At 42.4% G+C, this 21876-nt stretch carries 29 protein-coding genes and 1 pseudogene; 27 read left to right on the top strand and 3 right to left on the bottom strand.

Annotated elements, in window-relative coordinates; all coding sequences use genetic code 11:
• Nucleotides 1-144: 144 nt before the first annotated feature.
• Together ACJHWT_RS21030 and repA are read right to left on the bottom strand one after the other, a co-directional pair.
• Nucleotides 145-335 (bottom strand): annotated as a pseudogene (locus ACJHWT_RS21030) (hypothetical protein).
• Between the two features lie 700 nt (nt 336-1035).
• A complete protein-coding gene (repA, locus tag ACJHWT_RS21025) occupies nt 1036-2064 on the bottom strand; it encodes a plasmid replication initiator RepA (protein WP_001175212.1) in 1029 nt (342 codons plus the stop codon).
• A 1077-nt stretch (nt 2065-3141) separates the two neighbouring features.
• Between repA and ACJHWT_RS21020 the strand changes: the two genes are divergently transcribed.
• The 12 genes from ACJHWT_RS21020 (at nt 3142) to ACJHWT_RS20965 (ending at nt 9573) form a co-directional block, all read left to right on the top strand.
• Nucleotides 3142-3648 carry a CaiF/GrlA family transcriptional regulator gene (locus ACJHWT_RS21020; protein WP_001326595.1) on the top strand — a complete coding sequence of 169 codons (507 nt, stop codon included), beginning with the start codon at nt 3142-3144 and terminating at the stop codon, nt 3646-3648.
• Nucleotides 3641-3856: a DUF1187 family protein gene (locus ACJHWT_RS21015; protein WP_001127357.1), complete on the top strand. Its 216-nt coding sequence runs from the start codon at nt 3641-3643 to the stop codon at nt 3854-3856. Before ACJHWT_RS21020 ends, ACJHWT_RS21015 begins: the two co-directional genes overlap by 8 nt.
• Nucleotides 3849-4025, top strand: coding sequence for a hypothetical protein (locus tag ACJHWT_RS21010; protein WP_045146385.1), 177 nt, complete (start codon nt 3849-3851; stop codon nt 4023-4025). Before ACJHWT_RS21015 ends, ACJHWT_RS21010 begins: the two co-directional genes overlap by 8 nt.
• A 2-nt stretch (nt 4026-4027) precedes the next feature.
• Complete coding sequence (locus ACJHWT_RS21005) at nt 4028-5005, top strand: SPFH domain-containing protein (protein ID WP_063084540.1); 978 nt, start codon at nt 4028-4030, stop codon at nt 5003-5005.
• Between the two features lie 379 nt (nt 5006-5384).
• Nucleotides 5385-5828 (top strand): NfeD family protein, encoded by a 444-nt coding sequence (locus tag ACJHWT_RS21000; protein ID WP_000964333.1) that lies wholly within the window; start codon nt 5385-5387, stop codon nt 5826-5828.
• A 3-nt stretch (nt 5829-5831) separates the two neighbouring features.
• Nucleotides 5832-6002 (top strand): hypothetical protein, encoded by a 171-nt coding sequence (locus tag ACJHWT_RS20995; RefSeq protein WP_000550721.1) that lies wholly within the window; start codon nt 5832-5834, stop codon nt 6000-6002.
• A 10-nt stretch (nt 6003-6012) separates the two neighbouring features.
• Nucleotides 6013-6708 carry a yhbB protein gene (locus tag ACJHWT_RS20990; RefSeq protein ID WP_021503155.1) on the top strand — a complete coding sequence of 232 codons (696 nt, stop codon included), beginning with the start codon at nt 6013-6015 and terminating at the stop codon, nt 6706-6708.
• A 414-nt stretch (nt 6709-7122) separates the two neighbouring features.
• On the top strand, nt 7123-7425 hold the full coding sequence (locus ACJHWT_RS20985) for a hypothetical protein (RefSeq protein ID WP_001360345.1): 303 nt from the start codon (nt 7123-7125) through the stop codon (nt 7423-7425).
• Nucleotides 7422-7679 carry a hypothetical protein gene (locus ACJHWT_RS20980; protein ID WP_000739144.1) on the top strand — a complete coding sequence of 86 codons (258 nt, stop codon included), beginning with the start codon at nt 7422-7424 and terminating at the stop codon, nt 7677-7679. The genes ACJHWT_RS20985 and ACJHWT_RS20980 overlap by 4 nt, the downstream gene beginning before the upstream one ends.
• Nucleotides 7680-7682: 3 nt before the next feature.
• Nucleotides 7683-8681 carry a type IV secretion system protein gene (locus ACJHWT_RS20975; protein WP_063084539.1) on the top strand — a complete coding sequence of 333 codons (999 nt, stop codon included), beginning with the start codon at nt 7683-7685 and terminating at the stop codon, nt 8679-8681.
• A 5-nt stretch (nt 8682-8686) separates the two neighbouring features.
• Nucleotides 8687-9328, top strand: a complete 642-nt coding sequence (locus ACJHWT_RS20970) for a type IV secretion system protein (RefSeq protein ID WP_062897948.1) — start codon at nt 8687-8689, stop codon at nt 9326-9328.
• On the top strand, nt 9328-9573 hold the full coding sequence (locus ACJHWT_RS20965; RefSeq protein ID WP_063080371.1) for an EexN family lipoprotein: 246 nt from the start codon (nt 9328-9330) through the stop codon (nt 9571-9573). The genes ACJHWT_RS20970 and ACJHWT_RS20965 overlap by 1 nt, the downstream gene beginning before the upstream one ends.
• Before the next feature lie 107 nt (nt 9574-9680).
• On the opposite strand, the gene ACJHWT_RS20960 is transcribed toward ACJHWT_RS20965, so the two are convergent.
• Nucleotides 9681-10472 carry a DUF5710 domain-containing protein gene (locus ACJHWT_RS20960; protein ID WP_226102801.1) on the bottom strand — a complete coding sequence of 264 codons (792 nt, stop codon included), beginning with the start codon at nt 10470-10472 and terminating at the stop codon, nt 9681-9683.
• Nucleotides 10473-10519: 47 nt separating this feature from the next.
• On the opposite strand from ACJHWT_RS20960, the gene ACJHWT_RS20955 reads away from it, so the two are divergent.
• The 15 genes from ACJHWT_RS20955 (at nt 10520) to virB11 (ending at nt 21861) form a co-directional block, all read left to right on the top strand.
• Nucleotides 10520-11155 carry a hypothetical protein gene (locus ACJHWT_RS20955; RefSeq protein ID WP_015059536.1) on the top strand — a complete coding sequence of 212 codons (636 nt, stop codon included), beginning with the start codon at nt 10520-10522 and terminating at the stop codon, nt 11153-11155.
• A 99-nt stretch (nt 11156-11254) separates the two neighbouring features.
• On the top strand, nt 11255-11506 hold the full coding sequence (locus ACJHWT_RS20950) for a type II toxin-antitoxin system Phd/YefM family antitoxin (RefSeq protein ID WP_000121741.1): 252 nt from the start codon (nt 11255-11257) through the stop codon (nt 11504-11506).
• The gene (locus ACJHWT_RS20945) at nt 11496-11777 is read left to right on the top strand and encodes a type II toxin-antitoxin system RelE family toxin (RefSeq protein WP_000638823.1); all 282 of its coding nucleotides are present in this window, start codon (nt 11496-11498) and stop codon (nt 11775-11777) included. The genes ACJHWT_RS20950 and ACJHWT_RS20945 overlap by 11 nt, the downstream gene beginning before the upstream one ends.
• Before the next feature lie 67 nt (nt 11778-11844).
• On the top strand, nt 11845-12144 hold the full coding sequence (locus ACJHWT_RS20940) for a TrbM/KikA/MpfK family conjugal transfer protein (protein WP_000835764.1): 300 nt from the start codon (nt 11845-11847) through the stop codon (nt 12142-12144).
• Nucleotides 12145-12146: 2 nt separating this feature from the next.
• On the top strand, nt 12147-13382 hold the full coding sequence (locus ACJHWT_RS20935; RefSeq protein ID WP_072652802.1) for a TcpQ domain-containing protein: 1236 nt from the start codon (nt 12147-12149) through the stop codon (nt 13380-13382).
• A gap of 5 nt (nt 13383-13387) precedes the next feature.
• Nucleotides 13388-13825: a type IV pilus biogenesis protein PilM gene (pilM, locus tag ACJHWT_RS20930; RefSeq protein ID WP_000539665.1), complete on the top strand. Its 438-nt coding sequence runs from the start codon at nt 13388-13390 to the stop codon at nt 13823-13825.
• Nucleotides 13826-13943: 118 nt separating this feature from the next.
• The gene (locus ACJHWT_RS20925; protein WP_001153665.1) at nt 13944-14342 is read left to right on the top strand and encodes a hypothetical protein; all 399 of its coding nucleotides are present in this window, start codon (nt 13944-13946) and stop codon (nt 14340-14342) included.
• A gap of 20 nt (nt 14343-14362) precedes the next feature.
• Nucleotides 14363-14947: a lytic transglycosylase domain-containing protein gene (locus ACJHWT_RS20920; RefSeq protein WP_001177113.1), complete on the top strand. Its 585-nt coding sequence runs from the start codon at nt 14363-14365 to the stop codon at nt 14945-14947.
• A complete protein-coding gene (locus ACJHWT_RS20915) occupies nt 14947-15237 on the top strand; it encodes a conjugal transfer protein (RefSeq protein ID WP_000865479.1) in 291 nt (96 codons plus the stop codon). The genes ACJHWT_RS20920 and ACJHWT_RS20915 overlap by 1 nt, the downstream gene beginning before the upstream one ends.
• A 70-nt stretch (nt 15238-15307) precedes the next feature.
• Complete coding sequence (locus tag ACJHWT_RS20910; protein WP_000362080.1) at nt 15308-15628, top strand: VirB3 family type IV secretion system protein; 321 nt, start codon at nt 15308-15310, stop codon at nt 15626-15628.
• 5 nt (nt 15629-15633) lie between these two features.
• A complete protein-coding gene (locus ACJHWT_RS20905; RefSeq protein WP_000548955.1) occupies nt 15634-17991 on the top strand; it encodes a VirB4 family type IV secretion system protein in 2358 nt (785 codons plus the stop codon).
• Between the two features lie 165 nt (nt 17992-18156).
• Nucleotides 18157-18891, top strand: coding sequence for a virB8 family protein (locus ACJHWT_RS20900; protein ID WP_000432282.1), 735 nt, complete (start codon nt 18157-18159; stop codon nt 18889-18891).
• Between the two features lie 65 nt (nt 18892-18956).
• Complete coding sequence (locus tag ACJHWT_RS20895; RefSeq protein ID WP_000274524.1) at nt 18957-19658, top strand: TrbG/VirB9 family P-type conjugative transfer protein; 702 nt, start codon at nt 18957-18959, stop codon at nt 19656-19658.
• A complete protein-coding gene (locus tag ACJHWT_RS20890) occupies nt 19648-20787 on the top strand; it encodes a TrbI/VirB10 family protein (RefSeq protein ID WP_000790640.1) in 1140 nt (379 codons plus the stop codon). The genes ACJHWT_RS20895 and ACJHWT_RS20890 overlap by 11 nt, the downstream gene beginning before the upstream one ends.
• 18 nt (nt 20788-20805) lie before the next feature.
• Nucleotides 20806-21861 (top strand): P-type DNA transfer ATPase VirB11, encoded by a 1056-nt coding sequence (virB11, locus tag ACJHWT_RS20885; protein ID WP_001059977.1) that lies wholly within the window; start codon nt 20806-20808, stop codon nt 21859-21861.
• Nucleotides 21862-21876: the final 15 nt, after the last annotated feature.

Here is a 21876-nt window from a genome sequence, read left to right as displayed (position 1 = left end):
AAGCAATACATTCAACATCAGCGTGGCTGATCACCTTTCGGGCTTTTCAAGCCCGTCCAAATTCCCCTCCCGCCTTATGTCGGCGGGAGTACCCTTTGGAAGTTAAGATGGCACGCAAGAAGCACACTAGCATTATTATTTTGATCAAAACGCTATTTCCCCCGTCATTGGGGGGCTTTCTTTTTTGATGCCGCGCCAGCGGCATGGAAGGCGGCACTCCGTTGTTACATATGATACTGGAGTAAAACCGCCGAAGCCCGGCGTAAGCCGGTACTGATTGATAGGTTTCACCTTACCTATCCCCATCCTGCTAAGCCATACCCGCTTTCAGCCATGAAATAGCTTTTGTGCGCGGTCGGAGTGGTCCCGACAAGGGTTTACCCGCAGTCGGGGCGTATCTCCGCGTTAGCGGGCCGCCAGGACCGCTTACGAGCGTGTACTTGGTACTTCCAGCCAGAAGACTGACAGCCATGTGATTTCTTAGTTACAACATCCATTATTGAAAGCGATGTTGTTCCCGCCCTTCGGGCGGGGGCGGCGGCGCTTTTCAGTGATGGGTTGGGCGCTGTGGCTGAGTATTTGCAGCGTTTTTTTGTAAGAGGGTTGGAGGGGCTTTGTTTTTCATTAGGCAGAAGTCCATATGCCCGCCGCGAAGCGGTGGGAGGTACTTTTATATTCTGAGCGGCGCGGCGTTAGCCGCTGCAAGCGAAGGCATTTTTGTAATTATCCACAGTTGTTTCAAAGATAAATATTTTCCCTGCGGCGAAGCAACGCAGGGGATTAAAGAACAGGGGTTAAGAATATATTGCGGGTTTGATGTTCTATGTTTGCTGCTTTCTGAAGCTATTCCTTTGCGGGTTTTTGTGGATAACCGAAGGCGTTTTTACTCCGATACCCTATTGCGGCCATCAAAAAACTGTCAGAGCGGGACAAAATGAAAAACGGTCGTCAAATATGAGGAATTTCATGAAATGCAGGCAACACGAAAAGCCCCGAAGGGGCTGAAGAGAGTGCCGATTGTATCAGGCAGCTAAACTAGTGGGGTGGCGAAGCTGTCAGAGCCAGTTCAAGCTGACGTAGATCTCTGGCTACCAGTTGCTCTAATCTTTCTTTAGTGCACCAGTACGCTTCGTCCGGCGGCATACGCTTCAGAATAAACCGCGCAATTTCGTTTCGCTGTTCATCATACGGCAGTTTTGCCAGGCGATTAGCACGTTTGCGCTCCGCTGCTTTCTTACGTCGGGACTTGATGGCATCGAGAGAACGCTGCGCATACCAGCGTTTACGAGCCGAGTGAACAGAGATTTCTTCGCCCTCGCGGATAACGCCTTCTTTAATCAATTGCAGACGGATTTCACTTTCTGCAAGGCGTTTACGTTGCTGTTCCTGAAGTTTCACCAGATCAACTCCCAGCATTTTCCAGCCAGTTTCGGTGATCCAGACGTATTTCGGCAGTCGCTGGCGGGATTCACGGTCCCATATCGTCTTTTCTGACGTTCCCAACGTGCCAAAGGAAACCTGCTCTGCCAGCAGACGGGAAAGGCGCGATACTGTGACTGCGGTTTCAGGAATCACGTCTCCCTTACTGTCTTTTGGGCTTATTTCTTCTGCCAGGCGGGAGACAGACATGCCGACAGTGTGCAATCCACGATCACAAAAACTCACAAGTACAACCCATATTGCGTCAAGCAGCCGCTGTTTTTCCGGTCGGAATTTATATTTGCGACCGACACTCTGACGTTTCAGTACATAAAATGGATGCAACGACATGTGCATTCTGAGTGTGTTCTGACCAGTGACCGGGTCTTTTTTAACGAGACGATTGTAAGCGTGGCCCAACTGTCCGCCCAGCGCCTTATAGTTGTCGGGACGGAACCAGGCTGGATTCTCACACTTTGGCTTAGTGGAATGTTCACCCCGGCGACGTTTTGTTGTTCCGCCTTTGTTTTCCTGGAGGACCAGGAATGAGCTTTCAATACCCGCTTCGTAGTCCTGCCAGAAACGGACCTGCTCTTCCGGTGATAGTTCAGACCAGTGACGTTTGCTAATCACAGCAAGCTGCACTTAGCTTGCACTGTAAGAGTTGATATTTCCTTCTCATGGAATTAAACTCCATCTCAGGTAACAAGCATACCTGAAATAAATAAGCTCAAGGCTCTGCCTTGATGTCAGCCCCCGCTAATCTGCGCTCCCTGGAAAAGACGAGATTACGGGGGTTTTCTTTATCTGAAATTTACGTTCTCGAACAAAATTTCAGCACCTCGTTTTCTGCATTTACAAATCGCGGAAAACTTGCCTGCAAATTTAGCAGCATGGGCGCAATCGATCAACGATGTTCAAGCCTGGCTCGTTTCCTTTTTGATTCAACACACATCTCTGACAGCTTCAAAATCGTTTTCAGAACAGCTAGTGAAGCCCCTTCTTTACTGACGTTCCCCATACAAAACCTTACAAAATCAGAAATTCAGAATTTTGTATATTCAAAAAAGTTTTTTTGACTACATACACCCACTCACACGATCGAATAAACCACGCAAACAGTATTATCTAGATTTTTAGATCGTACACCATTTAACAAACAGAATATTATTCTGTTTTTTAGATATTATACAGATCATTAGATCGCTCTTCTGGCATTGACAGGTTTTAAATGTCGCACACACAATACTATCCAGATGATTGTAAAAAGCGCGTTCATCGCGTTTTTTGTGCTCATTGCCTGGAAAATGAGCACTCTTTGACGCCCGTTAGAACGCTTGTCATCTCATGCTCTTTAACAACCCCGGACAGCGGTCATTGCCTAAAGCCCTGGCATAAGGAGGTTATTATTCGTGCATTTCAAGCACCGCTGGCATCTGTCAGCAACGGGCTACGTAACAGAGTGACGTGCCGCGCCATCTACACAGGTAACGACTCTTTATCCGCAAATATCATTCTGCATACTTAAACCCCCTTATTTGGTGAACTCGCGTTGAGTTAATCTCACTCACTCTCTCCCTGAGCAAGTCGTACAGGCTGCAACGCAGAAGTACACCAGATTTGCCAGTCTCCACTCCAGGTAAGGGGGTTTAGCTATGCATGATGATGAACAATCAGATAAAGAGCCTGTAGTGAGTGGCTGCAACTTTTCATAATTAGCTTATGACGCTGTATTCCGGGGATGTTTCTATTTCAGACAAACAACCGGGAGAAAATATGGCGCGTAAGTTAAAAATTAATCCTGTCATTCCTGAATGTGTGGCAGATTTGAAAGGATATCCACTCTATATCATCGTTGCTTATTGGGGATTAAGAAATAATAAAACGCTCACAACAACGGATGTTAGCCGTAATTTCCTTATTACACAGCAACAATCTTATGATGTGCTTACCTACATTTACCAGGAAGCACAGAAGCAGATAACAGCAACTAAACGAACACTATTTAACGAGCACAAAAGAAGAATTAGTGCGTTCAGGATTCTTGATATTGACAAAGGCATATTGCGCACCCCAAAAAAAGAGATTGCATATGCCAGCTACGACAATATACCAACTGTCACAATGAAAAGTACCCGTTGTGAGATCCAGGATAGTTTTACAGAACTGCGCCGCTGGATGTGTTCAAGAAAGACAGGTGATCGAGTGGAGGTATTTTTGAATGCCTAAGTACCAAATAAACGCAACCATCAAAAAACCAGGTGGTGGCCCCGTGAAATGGACTCATTACAGCGACTTCCCTATGACCGCTGAAGAATGCAGAAAAAACTTCTCAAAAGAAAAAGAAGCAGGAAAGTGTTTTTCTGTTGATGTTCATATTTCAGATTTCATTTGCAAAGAGATACCTCCACAAAATGCAGGAAATACATATGGCTGATTTTGGTTCCACTAAAAAAACAGTGACATTTGAAGAATGGCACGAGCTATTAATGGATTACGCAGAGTTACGCGGTGGAAATGCCGCCGATGCGGAAGCATGGCGTGGTGATTATGAAGCAGGAAAAACTCCGGTTGAAGCATATTGTGATGAATGGGGAGAGGATTAATCATGATTGACGCTATAATTACGCCAATAGTTACATCTATTCCGTTACTCTTATTAATTTTAGTCGCGCTGATATTCGTTAAATCTGCCGTCAAAATCGTGCCGCAAGGTAATGCCTGGACAGTGGAACGCTTTGGTAAATATACCCATACGCTTTCCCCCGGTCTTCACTTCCTGATCCCGTTTATGGACCGCATAGGTCAACGGATCAACATGATGGAAACCGTCCTGGATATTCCTAAACAGGAAGTTATTTCGAAAGACAATGCAAACGTAACTATCGATGCTGTTTGTTTTATCCAGGTCATTGATGCAGCGAAGGCAGCTTATGAAGTCGATAATCTTGCATCAGCTATTTCAAATCTTGTCATGACCAATATCCGAACTGTCGTTGGTGGAATGAATCTCGACGATATGCTTTCTCAACGTGACAGCATCAATTCTAAGCTGTTAACGGTTGTCGATTATGCAACTGATCCGTGGGGAATTAAGGTCACACGTATTGAAATTCGGGATGTTAAACCACCAGAAGAACTGACTAAGGCGATGAACGCGCAAATGAAAGCGGAACGTACTAAGCGTGCCCAGATTCTGGAAGCGGAAGGTATACGCCAGTCACAAATTCTGAAGGCGGAAGGAGAAAAACAGTCTCAAATACTGAAAGCGGAAGGGGAACGGCAATCAGCGTTTCTTCAGTCTGAAGCACGCGAACGTCAGGCAGAAGCGGAAGCTCGCGCAACAAAACTGGTGTCGGATGCAATCGCTGAAGGTGACGTTCAGTCTGTTAATTACTTTATTGCGCAAAAATACACTGAAGCACTCCAGGCAATTGGCACAGCATCAAACAGTAAACTGGTTATGATGCCGCTTGATTCAAGTAGCCTGGTGAGTTCGGTTGCAGGTATCAGTGAACTGCTAAAAAACGTATCACAGGATACTCACAAAGTTGATATGAAACAGGCTCAACAATATTTGTCTTAAAACAGATAGCGGACGGTGACAATATTGTTTTAATCACCGTCCTCATATTCATATTCACGAATGAGCAAATCATTTAAATGAAAACTTATGGGTTCATCCTTCTTATTTTACATATAATCCCTATGGGGGCATGGAGCTTTCTTCTTTTTATTACAAAAGATGAGAACAAAGGAGAAAAAATACTAAACCACATCGCATCAATATTTCCATTATGGCTGAACTTCGGAGGGGTGATGATAGCGATGGCTCTGCTGCCCCTGTTAATATGGAGTTTTAATGGCATATTCTTTGGCTTCTTTCTGCTAATTTATGCATTTGGCGTTTATAACTACCTTCATCTTCTTTATTCAATTTCTCCCTTTTATCATGGAGATTAGCCATGTTATGGTTTACACTGTTTCTTCTGTGTATTGCACTTGAAATTATAACCGGAACAGGATGGTTACTCTTAATCAGTCTTGGTGCATTATCAAGCGCCATTGTGGGCTTTTTTCTTCCGATATCACAAGAAGCCAATATATGCTTCTTTGCATCAATCAGCATACTGGCGTCGATAATTAAGTTCCTCTATGACAAAAAACATAAGAAATTAGATACTCTCCTGGTGAACACAGGGCATTCACGTTTTAAAGGAAAAGAATTTACTCTCAGTGACGATATTGTGAACGGCAAGGGGCAATTACTTATTGGTGATACATTCTGGCCTGTTGAGACGTTACACAATGAAAACTACCCTGCGGGAACAAGAGTTATTGTTACAGACATGCAAGGAATAACTCTTAAAGTAATGACCATCGAAGACAAGAGTGAAAACAAGGAATAAATCATGCATCTTTCGTTGTTAATTCCGCTTACAGGAGCAGCGATGAATGCACTATGTATTTTTATTATCAGACTTCTGGATAAGGATTTTATTGAAGTCTATAAAAAAACGCTAAAAAAAATTACTGCATTACATATTTTATTGATGGTGTTAAGTGTCACAGGAATAGTATGAGGAAAATTCTATGCGAAACGCAAATGAAGGAATTTCTCTTGCAGCTATTGTAGCTAAAGAAACAACAACAGGTAAATGGAATGGTACTGGTGGGGGTATTGGTTTAGGTACTGGTGGTATTGGCTTATTCATCGGAGGTGTTTCTGGTTCTAAACAAGAGCAGACACAAAGGGCAAAAAACTTTGAATCGCCTAAAGAGGAAGAATACAGTCTATTAAATGTATACGGTTCGATAATAAAAGTTCTAGTTTTTGGCGTGCTATTTGGTTTATCTGCCCGTTTATTTACATTTTTATCAGACACTGTTTCTGATTTTGCTGAACCAGTAACAACCACCACAGCCACAGGAAAGATTCAATCTATTCTGGATGGCATGGCAGAAATGGTAAGCATTTTAGGCACCGTTGTCCCTTTTTTAGTAATTATTTTAGGCACCGTTATCCCTTTTTTAGTAATTATCATAGCAATGATCTGGTTTCTGTTTTTCAGCAGCAAACGAGAAAAAGAAGAGTTAACTCGAGTTGAACGTGAAGCTGCTAAAACAAAACTCCGTATAGATGTCTATCACCGTTTACGTTACGTTGAAAGCGATCATGTCGTTTTTGACCCGATTACAGGCCGGGAGGTTCCGGCAGAACGGGCGTGTATTAATAAACTTATTGAGGCACTTGTTGATGAAAGCAACGACATCTCAAAAAGAAATTGACGAACTTCTGAATGCAATAAAAACAGGACATTCAAAATTCATTCTATCAATACCCGTACATACTACCCATCCAATGGCCCATAAAATAATGAAGCCTTACTTCAGGAGAACAGGACCGCTTCTGTATTCAGATAGTATATTCAGGATTTGAAGAAAGTATTTATTTATATAGGGCATACAAAAATGAGTGCTTTTATTAAGCTGGCATCTGTTCTGGCGTTATTTATTAGCCCGGTTGTGGTTGCAATAGCAGGAGAACAATCTCACTGTACAAAAATCAACGAATACCCTTTCATCGTCACTCAATGCGACGACGGAACTGTGACAGTGGTGAATGTGATAAATAACCGTGTATCTGTGTGCCGTAAAGGGGAATCATGCAAAGAAATAAAATTATAACTCTGGACACATTACATGACTCAAGCAAAAGCTAATCTGAGAAAACTTCGCCGTGCACGTTATGTCCCCCCTCGAACAGTAAAGAAAAGCATAGCGAATACAGAACGTGTCGTTTCAAAAGCAATTACCGGCTGTGGTGTCTTCCGTGATATACCACAAGTAAAAATCAATCTCATCGAAACAAGGAAAATTTTACAAATCGAACTGGCTTTATCCATTGCTAACTTATCTGAGGCGAATCCAATTGAGATACGAAAAAAAATCAAAAGCATTGACCGACAATTATCTTCAACCTCAAAAATCAGAACTACATTATGAAAAAAAACGACGATTTAATCACTTTACCATCTCATAACAGCCACGCTCTCGATTACATCATTAAAAAAGCGTTTACACCACGTAAAACCAAAACATCGACAGCGACCCACAACGTTTATAGTTACAATAAAGAAGAATCCACATTAAATTTCCAAAAAATTGGAGAAGCAATTTTTTTCGGCACAGACCTGGTAATTAAGCTGAAGCCAAATATTAGTGCCTCTGGTGAACTCTTCATCTGCCAGAAGGACTAAGCTATGAACATTGTTTCAGAATTTCTTGAGAAAGTAACAACCATTGTTGAATCCACAGCGGCGACGAACGCCGCTAAGGTCGCACAGGCAATATCTCCTACATTCTTTGCGGCTATAGCCTTATACGTTATTTATCTAATATATGAAATCACGTATGCCCAACGTGACGTCCTGATGAGCGAGGTGACTAAGAATATCGGTGCATTCGCCCTGGTTGGTGCATTCACTTATTCAGCACCTTATTACAGTGAGTTTGTGATTCCGTTTGTCATGCACGCAGGCTCCGACCTTTCTGCTGCTGTAACGGGTAATTCAAGCTCTGCAACCAGTGTTGATAATTTGTGGAATATGCTTTCAACGAGTTTAAACGATTATAAGATTAAAGCATTAGATGCTCTAGATTGGAGTGACCTCGGAGATCTAATAAATGTGCATATCGTTTGGCTCATCGGTTATGGGGGCGGATTACTACTTATCTATTACACAGCTATTTTCTTATGCCTATCCACATTCATGGTTGGCATTCTCTTATCCGCCGGAATTTTGTTTATTTGCTTTTCCCTGTTTGCTTCAACAAGAAATATGTTTACAGCATGGGTGGGGAGTTGTCTTAACTACATTCTACTTAATCTTTTTTACAGTATATCCTTCAGTTTCGTTATCAGTTTTGTGGAGCAAACCGTCCCGTCAAGCGGAAATATAACCCTCACAACAGTGATTTATTTCTTTATGGTCATTGTTATCTCTGTATTCCTTGTAGAACAGGTTGGCACGCTCTGTTCTACATTAACAGGTGGGGTAGGTATAAATGGCCTTACATCAGCCGCTAATGGCTTTGGAGGTAAGGTTGCATCCGGTTTTATGCGAGCATCAGGGCTTCGCGCTTTCGCAGGAGGTTTCTCCAAACAAATGTCAATGCCATTTTACCAGGCTGGACGGGGCGCTGCCAAATCATTGCAGGGACGAACCCCGAGGTCTGGAAATATAATTAAACCGGGGTGATTAACATGAAAAATAAAGTCCTGTCCGTTCTCTTTGCTGGAATAATTACCGTAACATCACCATCAATCTTTGCATCTGGTATTCCAGTAGTAGACGTTACAGCGATAGCTAAAACAGTTGAAGAAGGGCTAAATCGTGCCGCTGAAGCGGCAAGACAGCTTGAGCAACTCAAGCAACAATATGAACAGACCATAAGATACGCTGAAGAACAGAAGAAAAGACTCGAAGGCTTCACTGATTTCAGCAATGGCTTTGATAGCGCATCCAGCTATATGAAGGATTCTCTATCAACAATAACAAATAGTGCAAAATCAGATCTTAGCTCTTTGCGATCGCAATATGACTTATCAAGCAACGTTGCAGAGACGCAACAAAAATATGATGCAATCCTGGCTAAGATCAAATTCTATGAAAACTTCAACAATGAAATACAGGAAAGGGCTAAGAGATTAACCACGTTACAGAAGGAGTTCGCGTCAGCAGATACTCCGCAAAAAAAAGCTGACTTATCTAACCAATTGAATACAGAAAAATTGACAATGGAGCTACAATTGAAGCAATATGATATTGCAGAGAGACAGCTTGAAGCTGAACGCAAAGCTCAAAAAGAAGTATATGTTCGCCAATTGAGAGAGACATTTAGGTGATGAACAAGTCACGAAATGTAATTATTGCATCATCCATGCTATTTGCAGTATTCATGTTAGCAGGATGTAAAGAAAAAGTTTACGCTGTTGAATACTATACAAGCAACCCAGCCGAAGCTGCTAAAACCATTGAGCAGTGCAGAAAAGGCGAAATTACAGACCAGAATTGTGATAATGCTCGCACGGCATTAGAGCAGATAAAAAAAGAAGAGTATAAGAAGAAATTGAGAGAGACATTTAGGTGATGAACAAGTCACGATTAGATTAATATGAGTAAGCGAAACAATAATAAAACCCGCCTCGCGCGGGTTTTATCTTGCGTAAAGATTTATAAAACCTCCACTACCAAGCATTACTCTATGGCTTGCCTGTGGTTTGCATTAGCAAAAATTGTTTCATTTATTACTTCATGAAGTTTTATTTTCTTCGCTTGTTCAGATGTGACTGGATAAAACACACCACCTGGTTCATCAAACATCATAAAGTCTCCCTGCATTGATTTACAATGACAACAATGATTCGCGTAGTAGGTCATTTTCGCTGTTTTACTATAGGCTGGATAATATAACTTAGAATGCTTATTGATTATTGATAACGCAGAAGATGATATCCTTCTTACGTTGGATAAAATAGCCCATGCTTTTGGATTGGTTAACCACTGATAAATTATATTTTTCTTTGAATCAAAATATACCATCCCTCGTGGAGAAGATGTTTCATACCATTTATCTAATATGCGACCTTCCCATTCAGCAGGTTTAACCCCACAAACAACATCTCTATAACTAAACCAACGAGGCAAAAAAACACCAAAAACAGGAGTTATTTTCTTACAGCGCCAACATGACTGGTAACTTTCCGCAATATAAAAACGTTGAGAAAAAATATTGTAATCATGTTCGTTTAATTCTTTTATCCACTGAATAAAATAAATTGGATTTTTCCCCTGTGGAACAAACCATTTCCGTTGTTCTTGATCCCATTGCGCCCCTTTTTGTTTGGCTAACTCCTTTTCTTCAAAAGGTACATTTAAATAAAACCGCGCCATAACCAACTTAACTCCAGTATTCTGTTCTGATGATGCAACAGGATAGATATCAAAACTAAACAAAGAGTGCAATTCCGCCTTTAATGGCTCATTCATACCCGCCTCGTGCGGGTTTTCTTTTGCCTGAAATATGGAGGAACACCATGAAATCCATCATTTTATCGATGGTTGCCGCCACCGCATTACTGTCAGGCTGCGCGGATAGCAAAACACAACCAGTACCTGAGTCACCGTTAACCTCAAATGACCACCAGATAACGTTGAAAATTGATACCGTGCGAACAGACCTGCCGGACAGTTCTCCTGTTTGTTTGAATGGTATGAATATATACGAAAGTCTGAGCGAGCGGCATCCAGGCTTGTTTGCCAAAAATCAGAACGTGATTTTCCGTAGTGCATTCTTTGATGACGGTCAGGCGATATCCTCCGAAACAATCCGCAAAATAATGCAGAGTACCCCGTGCGTTGAATCACAAACAACATCTGCCGGAAGCTGGGAACCTGCCACGGAACTGATCCCCCGTCAGGCAATATCCGGTGACACTACACTGGCTGAAAAAGATCGGACTGCTGGCTTCACAATGCGGATAGCACCGGAGATTGAGCGTGGAAATTTCCACCTGCTACTCACAACCACTGACCCGATACGGAAACTGACTGTCAAGCAGAATATTTTACTCAAACCGGACCAGCCCCTTATCGTGAGTGGTTTTACTGGAGTTAATGCTGATAGCCAAAGTGAGAACCGGATTGTCATCATTACGCCACACGTGCGTTGATTCCCAACCCCGGATCATTTTTGTCGTTCCCCACAATCAAAAGCACCTTTAAAAGTCTTTTTAAGGTGCTACAATCTCCATGATACAAATGGAGGACTTATGAGCTACCAAATTCTGACTACGACAGCAGCCAGTATTACTGACCTGAAAAAAAATCCTATGGGAACTGTAGCCGAAGGAGAAGGGGATGCCGTCGCAATCCTGAACCGAAATGAACCAGCGTTCTACTGTGTCCCACCAGAACTTTATGCCTACTACCGGGAACTCGCTGAAGACGCTGAACTCAACGCAATTGCTGATGAAAGAATGAAAAATCCAGACATTGTAAGGGTTAACCTGGATGATTTATGAACTGGCATTTGACCACAGAGCACTGAAGGAATGGCAAAAACTCGGTCACACTGTTCGTGAGCAATTCAAAAAGAAACTGTCAGAACGCCTGATAAATCCACGCGTCCCCGCAGCCAAGCTACATGGTCATACTGACCGTTACAAAATTAAGCTTCGCGCATCCGGTTACAGGCTCGTTTATCAGGTAATTGATGAGAAGGTCGTTTTGCTTGTGATTTCTGTGGGAAAAAGAGAAGGCAGCGACGTCTATCACATGGCAGATACCCGCTGATATTTTAAACCTGTCAAGTAACCCGCCTCGTGCGGGTTTTCTTTTGCCTGAAATATGGAGGAACACCATGAAATCCATCATTTTATCGATGGTTGCCGCAAGTGCTATCGCACTCACTGCCCCCGTATATGCGTCTGATCCGTGTGCTTCCGTTCTTTGTCTGTACGGTAAAGCTATCGGTAGCGGCGGCGGGAGCGAATGCAAAAGCGCCGAAAAGGACTTCTTTAATATCATCAAAAAGAAAAAGGGATCTATTCGCTGGAGCAAAACCTTTGATGCCCGAAAAGCGTTTCTTAATCAATGCACGACCGCAGACCCTGCGGCGATCTCAAAAATCATGAGTAAGTTCGGACGTTCCTGGGGTTAACCATGAAAAAGCTCATTATTATTCCCACCACATTATTGCTGAATGCGTGTTCCCATGCCCCTGAACCCGCACAGGCAAAAGGAGGTTGGTATGAACTGAATACCACAATTGAGCAGGTAAGAGCAGACACATACCATAACGGGGTGGCCCTTCAGCAGCCCGTGTCACAGCCAAACAGCACTGTTCAATACAGCAATGATAATTATCTCAAAAAGGAAGCCATAAACGTAACTCCCGCGCCTCGTATTGCAGAAACCGTAAAACCACGTTCTGAGCAATCAGCGACAGCGCCAAAAAACCAGGGCAGCAATAATAGTTTTCTGAAGCCGACAACAAACAGCATAACTTCATCTGGTGAGATAAAAACAGCAGCCAAAGGAGCAACTAAACAGCATTCTGAACAACCAGCACTCTCTCCCGCAAAGCCAATCAGTAGCAACAACCATCAGGCACAAACGGCACAAAAGACTGATCAGCAGACAAAACCGCGTCCTGAACAACCACCGCTAATGTCAAAAAGCGGTTTTCTGAAAAAAAACGCTAACAACGCTGTTCCGGCCACCACGCTTACAGGCCCATCAACACCTGAAAAGCAAATTTACTTTGTTCGCCATGATGGTAAAGGCTCGCTGCAAAAAGCATTAAAAGAAATTGTCCCATCGGACTGGACGGCTGAAATATCCCCGGAGGTAACGAAAACTTTCCGTCGCACGATATCCTGGCAGGGCAACGATCAATGGCCTTATGTCCTGGATAAAATGCTTCGCAACTACGGTCTGACGGTAATTAAGAACACCGAAAAAAGACATCTTCTGATTGATTTTCAACAACAGAAAGGGAAAACATCACAAAAAGCACCTGTATCTCCTGACAAAACCCCTGCATCTCCTGTCAGGACACCAGTTTCCTCTGACAAGTTACCTCAAAAACCGCTAACGCCTGTCACCGTTCCGCAAAAACAGACAGAAAAACTCACCTGGAATCTTAAAAAAGGTTCGACGCTGCGGGATGGCCTCACCGAATGGGCGTCAAGTTCACCGTGTGGTAATTCAACCTGGAATCTTGTATGGGATACTCCTGTGAACTACAGAATAGATGCTCCTCTTATTTTCCGGGGAAACTTTGAATCTGCATTAAAAGATACGCTGATGCTTTATCTTTCAGCAGATAAACCGTTATACGCATTCAGGAATATTTCACAATGCGTAATCACAATTAAAGACACACAACAGGAGTAATCGCTATGGGTTGGTTCTTCAGCTTGCTCCTGATATTCCTGTCAATAGGCAGTTACTATCTGACAGATAACAATAACCAAACCATACAGCGAATGAAGTTGCTTCCTGCAAAACAGGAAGCAATTGAATTTGTCCATTTCGCAAATGTTATCAATGACTATCTTTATAAATATCCAGACAAACGTAATTCAGGAGGAACGTTAACATCTGAGCAAATCGGTATAACACCCGTTTATGATATTCATCATATTATTTACGGTAAGCGAGTTTATATCTGGTCTGCCGATACAGAAGGTCTGATGTCTGCTTTGCAGCAGCAAACAAAACATTCAGCAATGTTAGGAAGAGTAAAAAATAAGAAGATTGTCGATAATCAGGGGAATGATATGGGCGTTCCCGTTCCTTCCTCCATTCCAGAAGAGGCTATTGTACTCATTAACTAAATATCCCCTGACAAGGGGATTCTGAACTGGAGTCTGCATATCCGACACATCATTATGTGGGCCGGATATATCGCTACGGCGCGGACTTCAGTCCAGAAAATCTTTACCGGAGATACCCATGCAGGATAATGATGATCTCAGCGAGCTTGATATTGCCACTCGTGAAGTCCTTATCTTACGATGCAATCTTATTCAGCTTGCTTCTGAATATATAAAAATAAATCCCCTTAAAAACACCCGAATCTATACAGATTTAATTCATCGTTCAGCAGATGTTATCAAAAATATCGAACAAGGTAACATCCAGAATAAACATAATTATCTGTCACAGGATGTAAAACATACGCTTGTTTTATACGACCTGTACAAATCAGACTTTGAACAATGTCCGGGGGCAAAATCCCTTATACCTGTCAGGGAAAAAATTGTCTCGCTGAAAGAACTTCTTTCCGGCGCTAATGAGCTGGACAGTATCGTTCGTCGCCCCCGCAGGAAAAAACGTTCTTCACGAATTTAATATCAGGAGATAAATCCCTTATGCAGTTATCAGCGGCTGTTCTGGCAGCACTGATAAGTCAGTGTGCCCCTGATGTATCACCCGATACGATGAATGCCCTGATTATGACTGAATCAGGGGCTAATCCATATGTAATAGCGAATGTTTCTGACGGAACAAGTAAGTATTTTAAAGATGAAAAAGGAGCTATTGAATATGCAGAAAAATTAACAGCAGAAAATAAAAGATTTAGTGCAGGTCTGACACAGATATACAGCAAAAATTTCCCATCACTCAATCTGACTAATAAAACAGTTTTTGACCCGTGTACAAATATAAAAGCAGGAGCGGCAGTCCTGACGGACAATTATCTGAGACAAAAGGAGGGTAGTAGTAATCAAAAAATTCTCCGCGCTTTATCTTTGTATTATTCGGGTAACGAATCAACAGGATTTATTAAAGAAAAGAAATTTAACAACACTTCTTATCTGGAACGGGTTATTCGTAACGCGAATAACTATATCGTGCCATCAATCCGTGAAAAAACTGATGAATCAGAAATAAAACCCCCGAATGATGAAGAGAAAACATCACCGGACTGGGATGTTTTTGGAGATTTTAATTAATGAAAGTCAAATCAACTTTGCAGTATTTTATCCTGGCGTTTTTCCTGTCACTAACCGCCTCCGTTGCCTATGCAGGTGGACTCGACACCGCAACAAATACCATGACAGAACTTAAGACATGGGCATTTAGCTTTGGTGGTGTTTGTGCTTTGTGTTACCTGATCTATAACGTCATCATGGCATTCATGGAGAAGAAAAGCTGGTCTGATGTAGGAATGGCGCTTGTCTATTGTTCCCTCGCTGGCGGTGCACTTTACGCCGGGAACTGGGCGCTGGAACTCTTCAAATAAGTAATCCATATATACAACTGTGCCGCATATTTACCTTATGTGTGAATTGCGGCTTTTTTCATGGTGAGTTATGGACAAAGTAAATGAACATGTCAGTGAGTCATTCATGACTTATAACGGGTTTAACCGTCCTGCGTTAATTGCTGGTATACCCTTAATGTTGTTATTGTTCACGGCTTTTTTCGCTGTTCTGACAGGCTTCCCCGCTATTTTCCTTTGGGGTATAAAAGGGATAATTATTCCTGTCATATGTGCGCTGTTTCTTTTTATAGTAAAACTGGCCTGTGAAAATGACTCAAACGCACTAAGAGTCATCCGTTTAAACCTTATGGGGCTTTTGTTAAAAATCCGCCACAGAGATTTAATTATTGGTTATTCATCTGTCAGGTAACATATATGCACAAAATCAAATTAAAAAACAGTGACAATATGGATGTTGCTCGTGAATATCCCGATTATCGCTTCCATGTAACAGACAGTATTATCTTTACTTCTGACAGAAAAATGCTGGCTTCACTTGTTGTAGCAGGCATTCCATTTGAGACGGAGAACGATAATGTTCTTACAAATTTATTTAACAGCGTTAAAAACTTCCTGATTGGGTTAGGAAAGGAAGGCGACCTGTATTTATGGACTCATCTTATCAAGAAAAGAGCAACCATCAATGGAGAATGGAATTTTGACAATGATTTTTTAAGCAGGTTTTCAAAAAAATACCTTGCTCTGTTCACATCCAGCGCATTCTATAAATCAACATGGTATCTGACATTTGGGATTCCCTACGATGATGTTGATACCGGAATCGAGCGCATGAATGAAATGACACAACAGGCGCAAAAAGCACTTCTACCATTTAACGCTTCTTTATTATCCGTATACAATACTTATATTAGTGAGGTGGCAGACTATCTATCACTATTGCTAAATGCAGAACATAACATGATTCCTTTATCATCCACCCCCTTATCATCCAGTATTTGTGATTCTGAATGGTATTTTGGTGCTGATGTTCTTGAACTGCGTAACAACGAATCGGATAGTAAAAAATTCGCAACGAATTATATTTTGAAGGATTTCCCGATAGAAACAACCCCCGGACAATGGGATTTCCTTCTCAAACAACCCTATGAATTTATTCTTACTCAATCCTTTATTTTTGAGTCACCAACAAAAACCCTGAAGAATATCGATTCACAGTTAAACAAACTACAATCAGCTAATGATGCAGCCAAAATACAGCAGGAAGAACTCGAAGCTGGTAAAGAAGCGGTCGCAGCCGGAATTACGTTGTTTGGTTCACTACACTGCGCATTAACGGTATTCGGTGATACACCAGATCAGGCCAGAAGCAATGGTATAAAGCTCTCTGCTGAGTTTATTACTTCGGGTAAGGGATTCCGCTTCAGTCGCGCCTCACTCGCATCACCTTTTGTTTTTTTCAGTCATATGCCGCTGAATAAGAGGCGTCCACTGGATACCCGAAGAACAATTACCAACCTGGCCTGTCTGATGTCTTTTCACAATTATTCCTCCGGGAAAAAATCAGGCAATCCTATTGGTGATGGCTCCGCCATAATGCCTTTAAAAACGGATTCAGGCAGCGTTTACTGGTTCAATACACATTACAGCCCACCGGAAAAAAATGTTACCGGGCAAAAAATTGCCGGACACGCAATGTTTCTTGGCGCAACAGGCACAGGGAAAACAACATTTGAAGCAACAGCCAGCGGCTTTCTTCAACGCTTTGACCCTTTAATGTTTGTTGTGGATTACAACCGTTCTACCGAACTTTTTGTCCGCGCATACGGAGGGAGCTATTTCACATTGCAGGAAGGTATCTATACCGGCTGCAATCCGTGGCAACTGGCAGAAGGCCCGGAATCTCCCGTCTGGCACAGACTTCTCGCATTTCTGAAACGCTGGACACAGGTTCTGGCACGAGACAACCAGGGCAACCCCTGTTCTGATGAACATGGCATTGAATTAAACGCTGCCGTGGAAAGCATTATGCGAATGCCTGTCGAAGAACGCCGGACAGCCCTTCTTCTCGATATAGTCAGTCCTGAACTTCAGACGCGTCTCGCCAAATGGTGCGACAACGGCGAATATGCCTGGGCGGTGGATTCCCCCCGGAATACCTTCAATCCACTGCATCATAAAAAAGTGGGATTTGATACAACCGTTGTCCTGGACACAAAAAACGGTATTCATCCTGCCTGTGAACCTTTACTCGCGGTCCTGTTTTTCTACAAAGAAATCATGCAACGCGGCGGCAATCTGATGCTCTCCATTATTGAAGAGTTCTGGATGCCAGCAAACTTTCCCATGACACAAAGCATGATTAAAAGCGCACTGAAAGCGGGGCGCATGAAAGGTGAAATGATGTGGTTAACATCACAGTCCCCGGAAGACGCCATAAACTGCGCAATTTTTGCGGCGCTGGTACAACAAACCGCAACGAAAATTCTCCTGCCCAATCCCGATGCAAAATGGGAAGGATATAAAGAAATTGGGCTTACTGAAAAAGAGTTTGAAAAACTCAAAGAACTGACGAAGGAGTCAAGGACCATGCTCATCAAGCAATCTGGCTCTTCTGTTTTCGCCAAAATGGATTTGTTTGGATTCGATGAGTTTATCCCCGTGCTTTCTGGCTCTGAAACTGGCCTGTCTATTTTTGATGAGATTATTGCTGAAAAAGGAGATGTAGCTCCTGATATCTGGATACCAGAACTCCTGAAACGCCTGAACGGTTAATTTCTCTGTTTTATACAGAACGGAAAACAATATGAAAATCCCCCTCATAATTGCCTCCGCGCTATTAATTAGTGCATGTTCTCACACCCCCAATCCTGTGCAGAAAAAAGGGGGATGGTTTGAGTTAAACACAGCAATTGAACAGATCAAAGCAGGTGATTATTAATGGAAAACACAAACTATTATGAACATTCAAAAAAAGAAGCCTCCAAAAAGAAATTTGAAGAAAAGAACGAAAAAAAGGATTATTTCAAGGCCATACGTGACTTTGAGCGTAGTGAAATTGAAATCATAAAGAAAAAGGCAAAAACATTTACCATTCTCGCCATTGGTGAATTTGTTGTAATTTGCATTCTTGGTTTCGCCATAGCCTCCCTTGCTCCATTAAAAACCGCTGTACCGTTCCTTGTGCGAGTGGATAACAGCACTGGATATACTGATATTGCCCCTCAATTATCTGATGCTAAGGAAAGTTATCAGGATGTTGAGACTAAATATTTCCTGTCAAAATATCTCATTAACTATGAAGCATACGACTGGCAGACTATCCAGGAACAGGCCGATACAGTAAAAACAATGTCTTCCCAAAAGGTGTTTTCAGCTTATGACACCATGATTCGTGCTGATTCCTCACCACTGAACATTCTGAAAAACAACTACAAAATTAAGGTCCAGATTAATTCAGTAATCCTTCTAAGGAAGGATATGGCGCAGGTGCGTTTCAAAAAAATGGTACTGGATTTATCTGGTAAACCCGCCCCCGGATACAGAGCAACAGAGTGGATTTCGACGATTTCTTTTGACTGGGATAAAGATATCAAAACAGAAAAAGAGCGCCTTGTGAATCCGCTGGGACTGCAAGTTCTGAGCTACCAACCTGATCCAGAGGTTATAAAATGATGCTTAAACGCACTACTGCGATAGTTCTTTTGTCGATGCTACAAGTACCTGGTGCTTTAGCAGCTATGTACGGCACACCATCGGAACGAGACGGGCGTATTCAGACCGTAGATTATAACGAGCAGGATGTATTTAATGTGCGCGTAAAAGCAGGCGCACAAACAACAATTAAGTTCGGACAAGACGAAACAATAAAAGATGTCGGAATTGGTGATCCAGAAGCCTGGTCAGTATCGGTCAGGGACAACACTCTGTTTCTGCGTCCAAAAGCAGAAGAACCGGATACAAACGTTACCGTTCAGACCAATAAGCATATATATCCTCTTTACCTGATATCAACCACGAAACAACCCACGTATATTCTGCGTTTTAATTATCCGAAACCACCGTCAGCTACCGTAATGACTGAAAAGCCATTTCCATGCACTGATGGTGGAATAATTAATGGTCATTATCAACTCAAGGGGGACAAATCAATTTTCCCTTATCAGGTATGGGATAATGGCGAATTTACATGCATGAGATGGACTAATAAACAGGAAATTCCGGTCCTTTATCGTGTTGATGCCGATGGAAATGAACATCTGGTTAACGGAGACAGAAATAAAAACACAATGGTTTACTATGACGTGGCTGAAAATCTCCGTTTGCGCCTGGGTGATCAGGTTGCAGATATCAGAACATCATCAATCGTTAATCGTCCGTGGAATAAAAAAGGTACGTCAAACGGAAAAACACGAGTAGAGAAGTTCAGCTATGAAAAATAAAGATGATGAAAAAAATAATGACGCGGGAAATCGCGGAATTATCGAAGTAAAAGGTAAAGCAGCACCAAAAAAAATATTAATCCTCATCATATTACTGATTGCCGCGTTATTTGTGATCATTATCTTGTTTAAAGTTCTTTCACGAGAACAGGTCGTTCAGCAAACACCTCTTGAGAAGTCTGACGAGACACTGGTCACAAATACCAACAATGGCGTTTCACTGACAACAATGATGAAAAACATCGAAGAAAAGGAAAAACTCGATGCCGCTAACCGCAGGAAAGCACAGGAGGAGCAAGAACAGAAACAGGCAGACAATGCCCCGTCAGCGCCAGCATCACAAAAGGCCGATCAAACAGCCGTCAATGTGATAGCCAACGGCAGTCCCCAAACCGCCAGTGGAGATCCAAACCAACCACAACCATTGCCAAAATCCGTCCGACAACTGATGGGCGACACAATGGTGAAGATCGACAATCAGGAACCAGGCGAAAAAAACCAGGAAAGAGATGATTTACAGGGCAGTCAGTACGCAGACGGAAAGGTATCCCCTGTGCTGAACCGCCGATATCTGTTATCTGCGGGAACAGCATTATCCTGTGTGCTCAAAACGAAAATCGTAACCTCTTATCCCGGTATCACAATGTGTCAGTTAACACGAGACGTCTGGTCGGATAACGGCGAAGTGCTTCTTGCCCGTAAAGGAGCATTACTGATCGGGGAGCAGAATAAAGTCATGACACAGGGAGTAGCCCGTGTGTTCGTTAACTGGACAACGCTCAAAGATGAAAATGTCAATGTGCGCATTGGCGCACTTGGCACTGACAGTCTGGGCGCTTCCGGCCTTCCTGCATGGGTCGATAATCATTTTGGTCAGCGTTTTGGTGGTGCATTGCTGCTGTCATTACTTGGTGATGGTTTAGATATTCTGAAAAACAGCACGCAACAAACAGGCTCAAACAGCAATATCACCTACGAAAACACATCTGACGCAACAAAAGAAATGGCAAAAACAACGCTGGACAATACGATAAATATTCCCCCCACGGCATATATTAATCAGGGGACTGTATTGTCTGTTATTGTTCCGCGAAATATCGACTTTTCATCCGTATATGAACTTCAGTAATTCAGTAAAGCAATTGATATGAATAACATCAGAGATACCAGTAATACATCACAACCACGAGATAACAGTAAAACCGCAAGACGATATCTGGATATGACGGGTATCCAGTCTGTTCTTAATATTGAACATGTCACAGAAATATCTGTGAATAAACCAGGAACAATATGGTTTGAAGGGAAAAATGGCTGGGAATCTAAAGATGCGCCAGACGCGACTTTTGATAATTTAATGACACTTGCCAAAACTCTGACGAACTTATCAAAGATAAAAATACCACTTAGCCATGATAATCCCATTGCATCGGTAGTTCTTCCCGGTGGGGAACGTGGACAAATCATCATTCCACCTGCAACGGAAAATAACAGCGTTGTGATATCTATCCGCAAGCCATCATTAACACGCTTCACTATAGATGATTATGTCCGAACAGGGCGTTTTGATAATGTCAGGATTGCAACAAAACACGAAGCAATACTGACTGAACGGCAACGCTACCTGTATGAATTATCCCGGCGTCCGGATGGTCAATCTAAAGCTCAATTTTTAAGAGAGGCAGTTAAAGACCGTCTTAATTTTTTAATCGTAGGTGGGACTGGCTCCGGTAAGACAACTATAGCAAAGGCAATTGCAGATATCTTTCCACCTGAACGGCGTTATATAACCGTTGAAGATGTACCGGAAATGTCTCTGCCGCTGCATCCAAACCACATCCGGCTTTTCTACAAAAAAAATACCGTTGAAGCGAAGGAAATCATTGAAGCGTGTATGCGATTAAAGCCAGATCACATCTTTCTTGCTGAACTTAGGGGTAACGAAGCATGGAGTTATCTGGAGGCGCTTAATACAGGGCATGAAGGCTCAATCAGTACCATTCATGCTAATAATACTTATGCCTCATTTTCACGACTGGCAAGTATTGTAAAACAATCTGATGTTGGTATGACTGTTGATATGGACCTCATCATGCGCACGATAAAAACATCAATTGATGTCATTCTTTTTTTCAACCATACCAGAATGACTGAACTGTATTACGAACCCGAAGAAAAAAATCGTTTTTTGAGCACAATGTAAATTGTGGAGATAACT

The sequence above is a fragment of the Escherichia sp. WS338 genome (assembly GCF_046486405.1).
Classification (GTDB): domain Bacteria; phylum Pseudomonadota; class Gammaproteobacteria; order Enterobacterales; family Enterobacteriaceae; genus Escherichia; species Escherichia coli.
This window is presented reverse-complemented; position numbering and strand designations above follow the sequence as displayed.

Coding starts and splice junctions, on each gene's coding strand:
- ACJHWT_RS21020 (WP_001326595.1), top strand. CDS start 3,142: ATGACGCTGTATTCCGGGGATGTTTCTATTTCAGACAAACAACCGGGA.
- ACJHWT_RS21015 (WP_001127357.1), top strand. CDS start 3,641: ATGCCTAAGTACCAAATAAACGCAACCATCAAAAAACCAGGTGGTGGC.
- ACJHWT_RS21010 (WP_045146385.1), top strand. CDS start 3,849: ATGGCTGATTTTGGTTCCACTAAAAAAACAGTGACATTTGAAGAATGG.
- ACJHWT_RS21005 (WP_063084540.1), top strand. CDS start 4,028: ATGATTGACGCTATAATTACGCCAATAGTTACATCTATTCCGTTACTC.
- ACJHWT_RS21000 (WP_000964333.1), top strand. CDS start 5,385: ATGTTATGGTTTACACTGTTTCTTCTGTGTATTGCACTTGAAATTATA.
- ACJHWT_RS20995 (WP_000550721.1), top strand. CDS start 5,832: ATGCATCTTTCGTTGTTAATTCCGCTTACAGGAGCAGCGATGAATGCA.
- ACJHWT_RS20990 (WP_021503155.1), top strand. CDS start 6,013: ATGCGAAACGCAAATGAAGGAATTTCTCTTGCAGCTATTGTAGCTAAA.
- ACJHWT_RS20985 (WP_001360345.1), top strand. CDS start 7,123: ATGACTCAAGCAAAAGCTAATCTGAGAAAACTTCGCCGTGCACGTTAT.
- ACJHWT_RS20980 (WP_000739144.1), top strand. CDS start 7,422: ATGAAAAAAAACGACGATTTAATCACTTTACCATCTCATAACAGCCAC.
- ACJHWT_RS20975 (WP_063084539.1), top strand. CDS start 7,683: ATGAACATTGTTTCAGAATTTCTTGAGAAAGTAACAACCATTGTTGAA.
- ACJHWT_RS20970 (WP_062897948.1), top strand. CDS start 8,687: ATGAAAAATAAAGTCCTGTCCGTTCTCTTTGCTGGAATAATTACCGTA.
- ACJHWT_RS20965 (WP_063080371.1), top strand. CDS start 9,328: ATGAACAAGTCACGAAATGTAATTATTGCATCATCCATGCTATTTGCA.
- ACJHWT_RS20960 (WP_226102801.1), bottom strand. CDS start 10,472: ATGAATGAGCCATTAAAGGCGGAATTGCACTCTTTGTTTAGTTTTGAT.
- ACJHWT_RS20955 (WP_015059536.1), top strand. CDS start 10,520: ATGAAATCCATCATTTTATCGATGGTTGCCGCCACCGCATTACTGTCA.
- ACJHWT_RS20950 (WP_000121741.1), top strand. CDS start 11,255: ATGAGCTACCAAATTCTGACTACGACAGCAGCCAGTATTACTGACCTG.
- ACJHWT_RS20945 (WP_000638823.1), top strand. CDS start 11,496: ATGATTTATGAACTGGCATTTGACCACAGAGCACTGAAGGAATGGCAA.
- ACJHWT_RS20940 (WP_000835764.1), top strand. CDS start 11,845: ATGAAATCCATCATTTTATCGATGGTTGCCGCAAGTGCTATCGCACTC.
- ACJHWT_RS20935 (WP_072652802.1), top strand. CDS start 12,147: ATGAAAAAGCTCATTATTATTCCCACCACATTATTGCTGAATGCGTGT.
- pilM (WP_000539665.1), top strand. CDS start 13,388: ATGGGTTGGTTCTTCAGCTTGCTCCTGATATTCCTGTCAATAGGCAGT.
- ACJHWT_RS20925 (WP_001153665.1), top strand. CDS start 13,944: ATGCAGGATAATGATGATCTCAGCGAGCTTGATATTGCCACTCGTGAA.
- ACJHWT_RS20920 (WP_001177113.1), top strand. CDS start 14,363: ATGCAGTTATCAGCGGCTGTTCTGGCAGCACTGATAAGTCAGTGTGCC.
- ACJHWT_RS20915 (WP_000865479.1), top strand. CDS start 14,947: ATGAAAGTCAAATCAACTTTGCAGTATTTTATCCTGGCGTTTTTCCTG.
- ACJHWT_RS20910 (WP_000362080.1), top strand. CDS start 15,308: ATGGACAAAGTAAATGAACATGTCAGTGAGTCATTCATGACTTATAAC.
- ACJHWT_RS20905 (WP_000548955.1), top strand. CDS start 15,634: ATGCACAAAATCAAATTAAAAAACAGTGACAATATGGATGTTGCTCGT.
- ACJHWT_RS20900 (WP_000432282.1), top strand. CDS start 18,157: ATGGAAAACACAAACTATTATGAACATTCAAAAAAAGAAGCCTCCAAA.
- ACJHWT_RS20895 (WP_000274524.1), top strand. CDS start 18,957: ATGTACGGCACACCATCGGAACGAGACGGGCGTATTCAGACCGTAGAT.
- ACJHWT_RS20890 (WP_000790640.1), top strand. CDS start 19,648: ATGAAAAATAAAGATGATGAAAAAAATAATGACGCGGGAAATCGCGGA.
- virB11 (WP_001059977.1), top strand. CDS start 20,806: ATGAATAACATCAGAGATACCAGTAATACATCACAACCACGAGATAAC.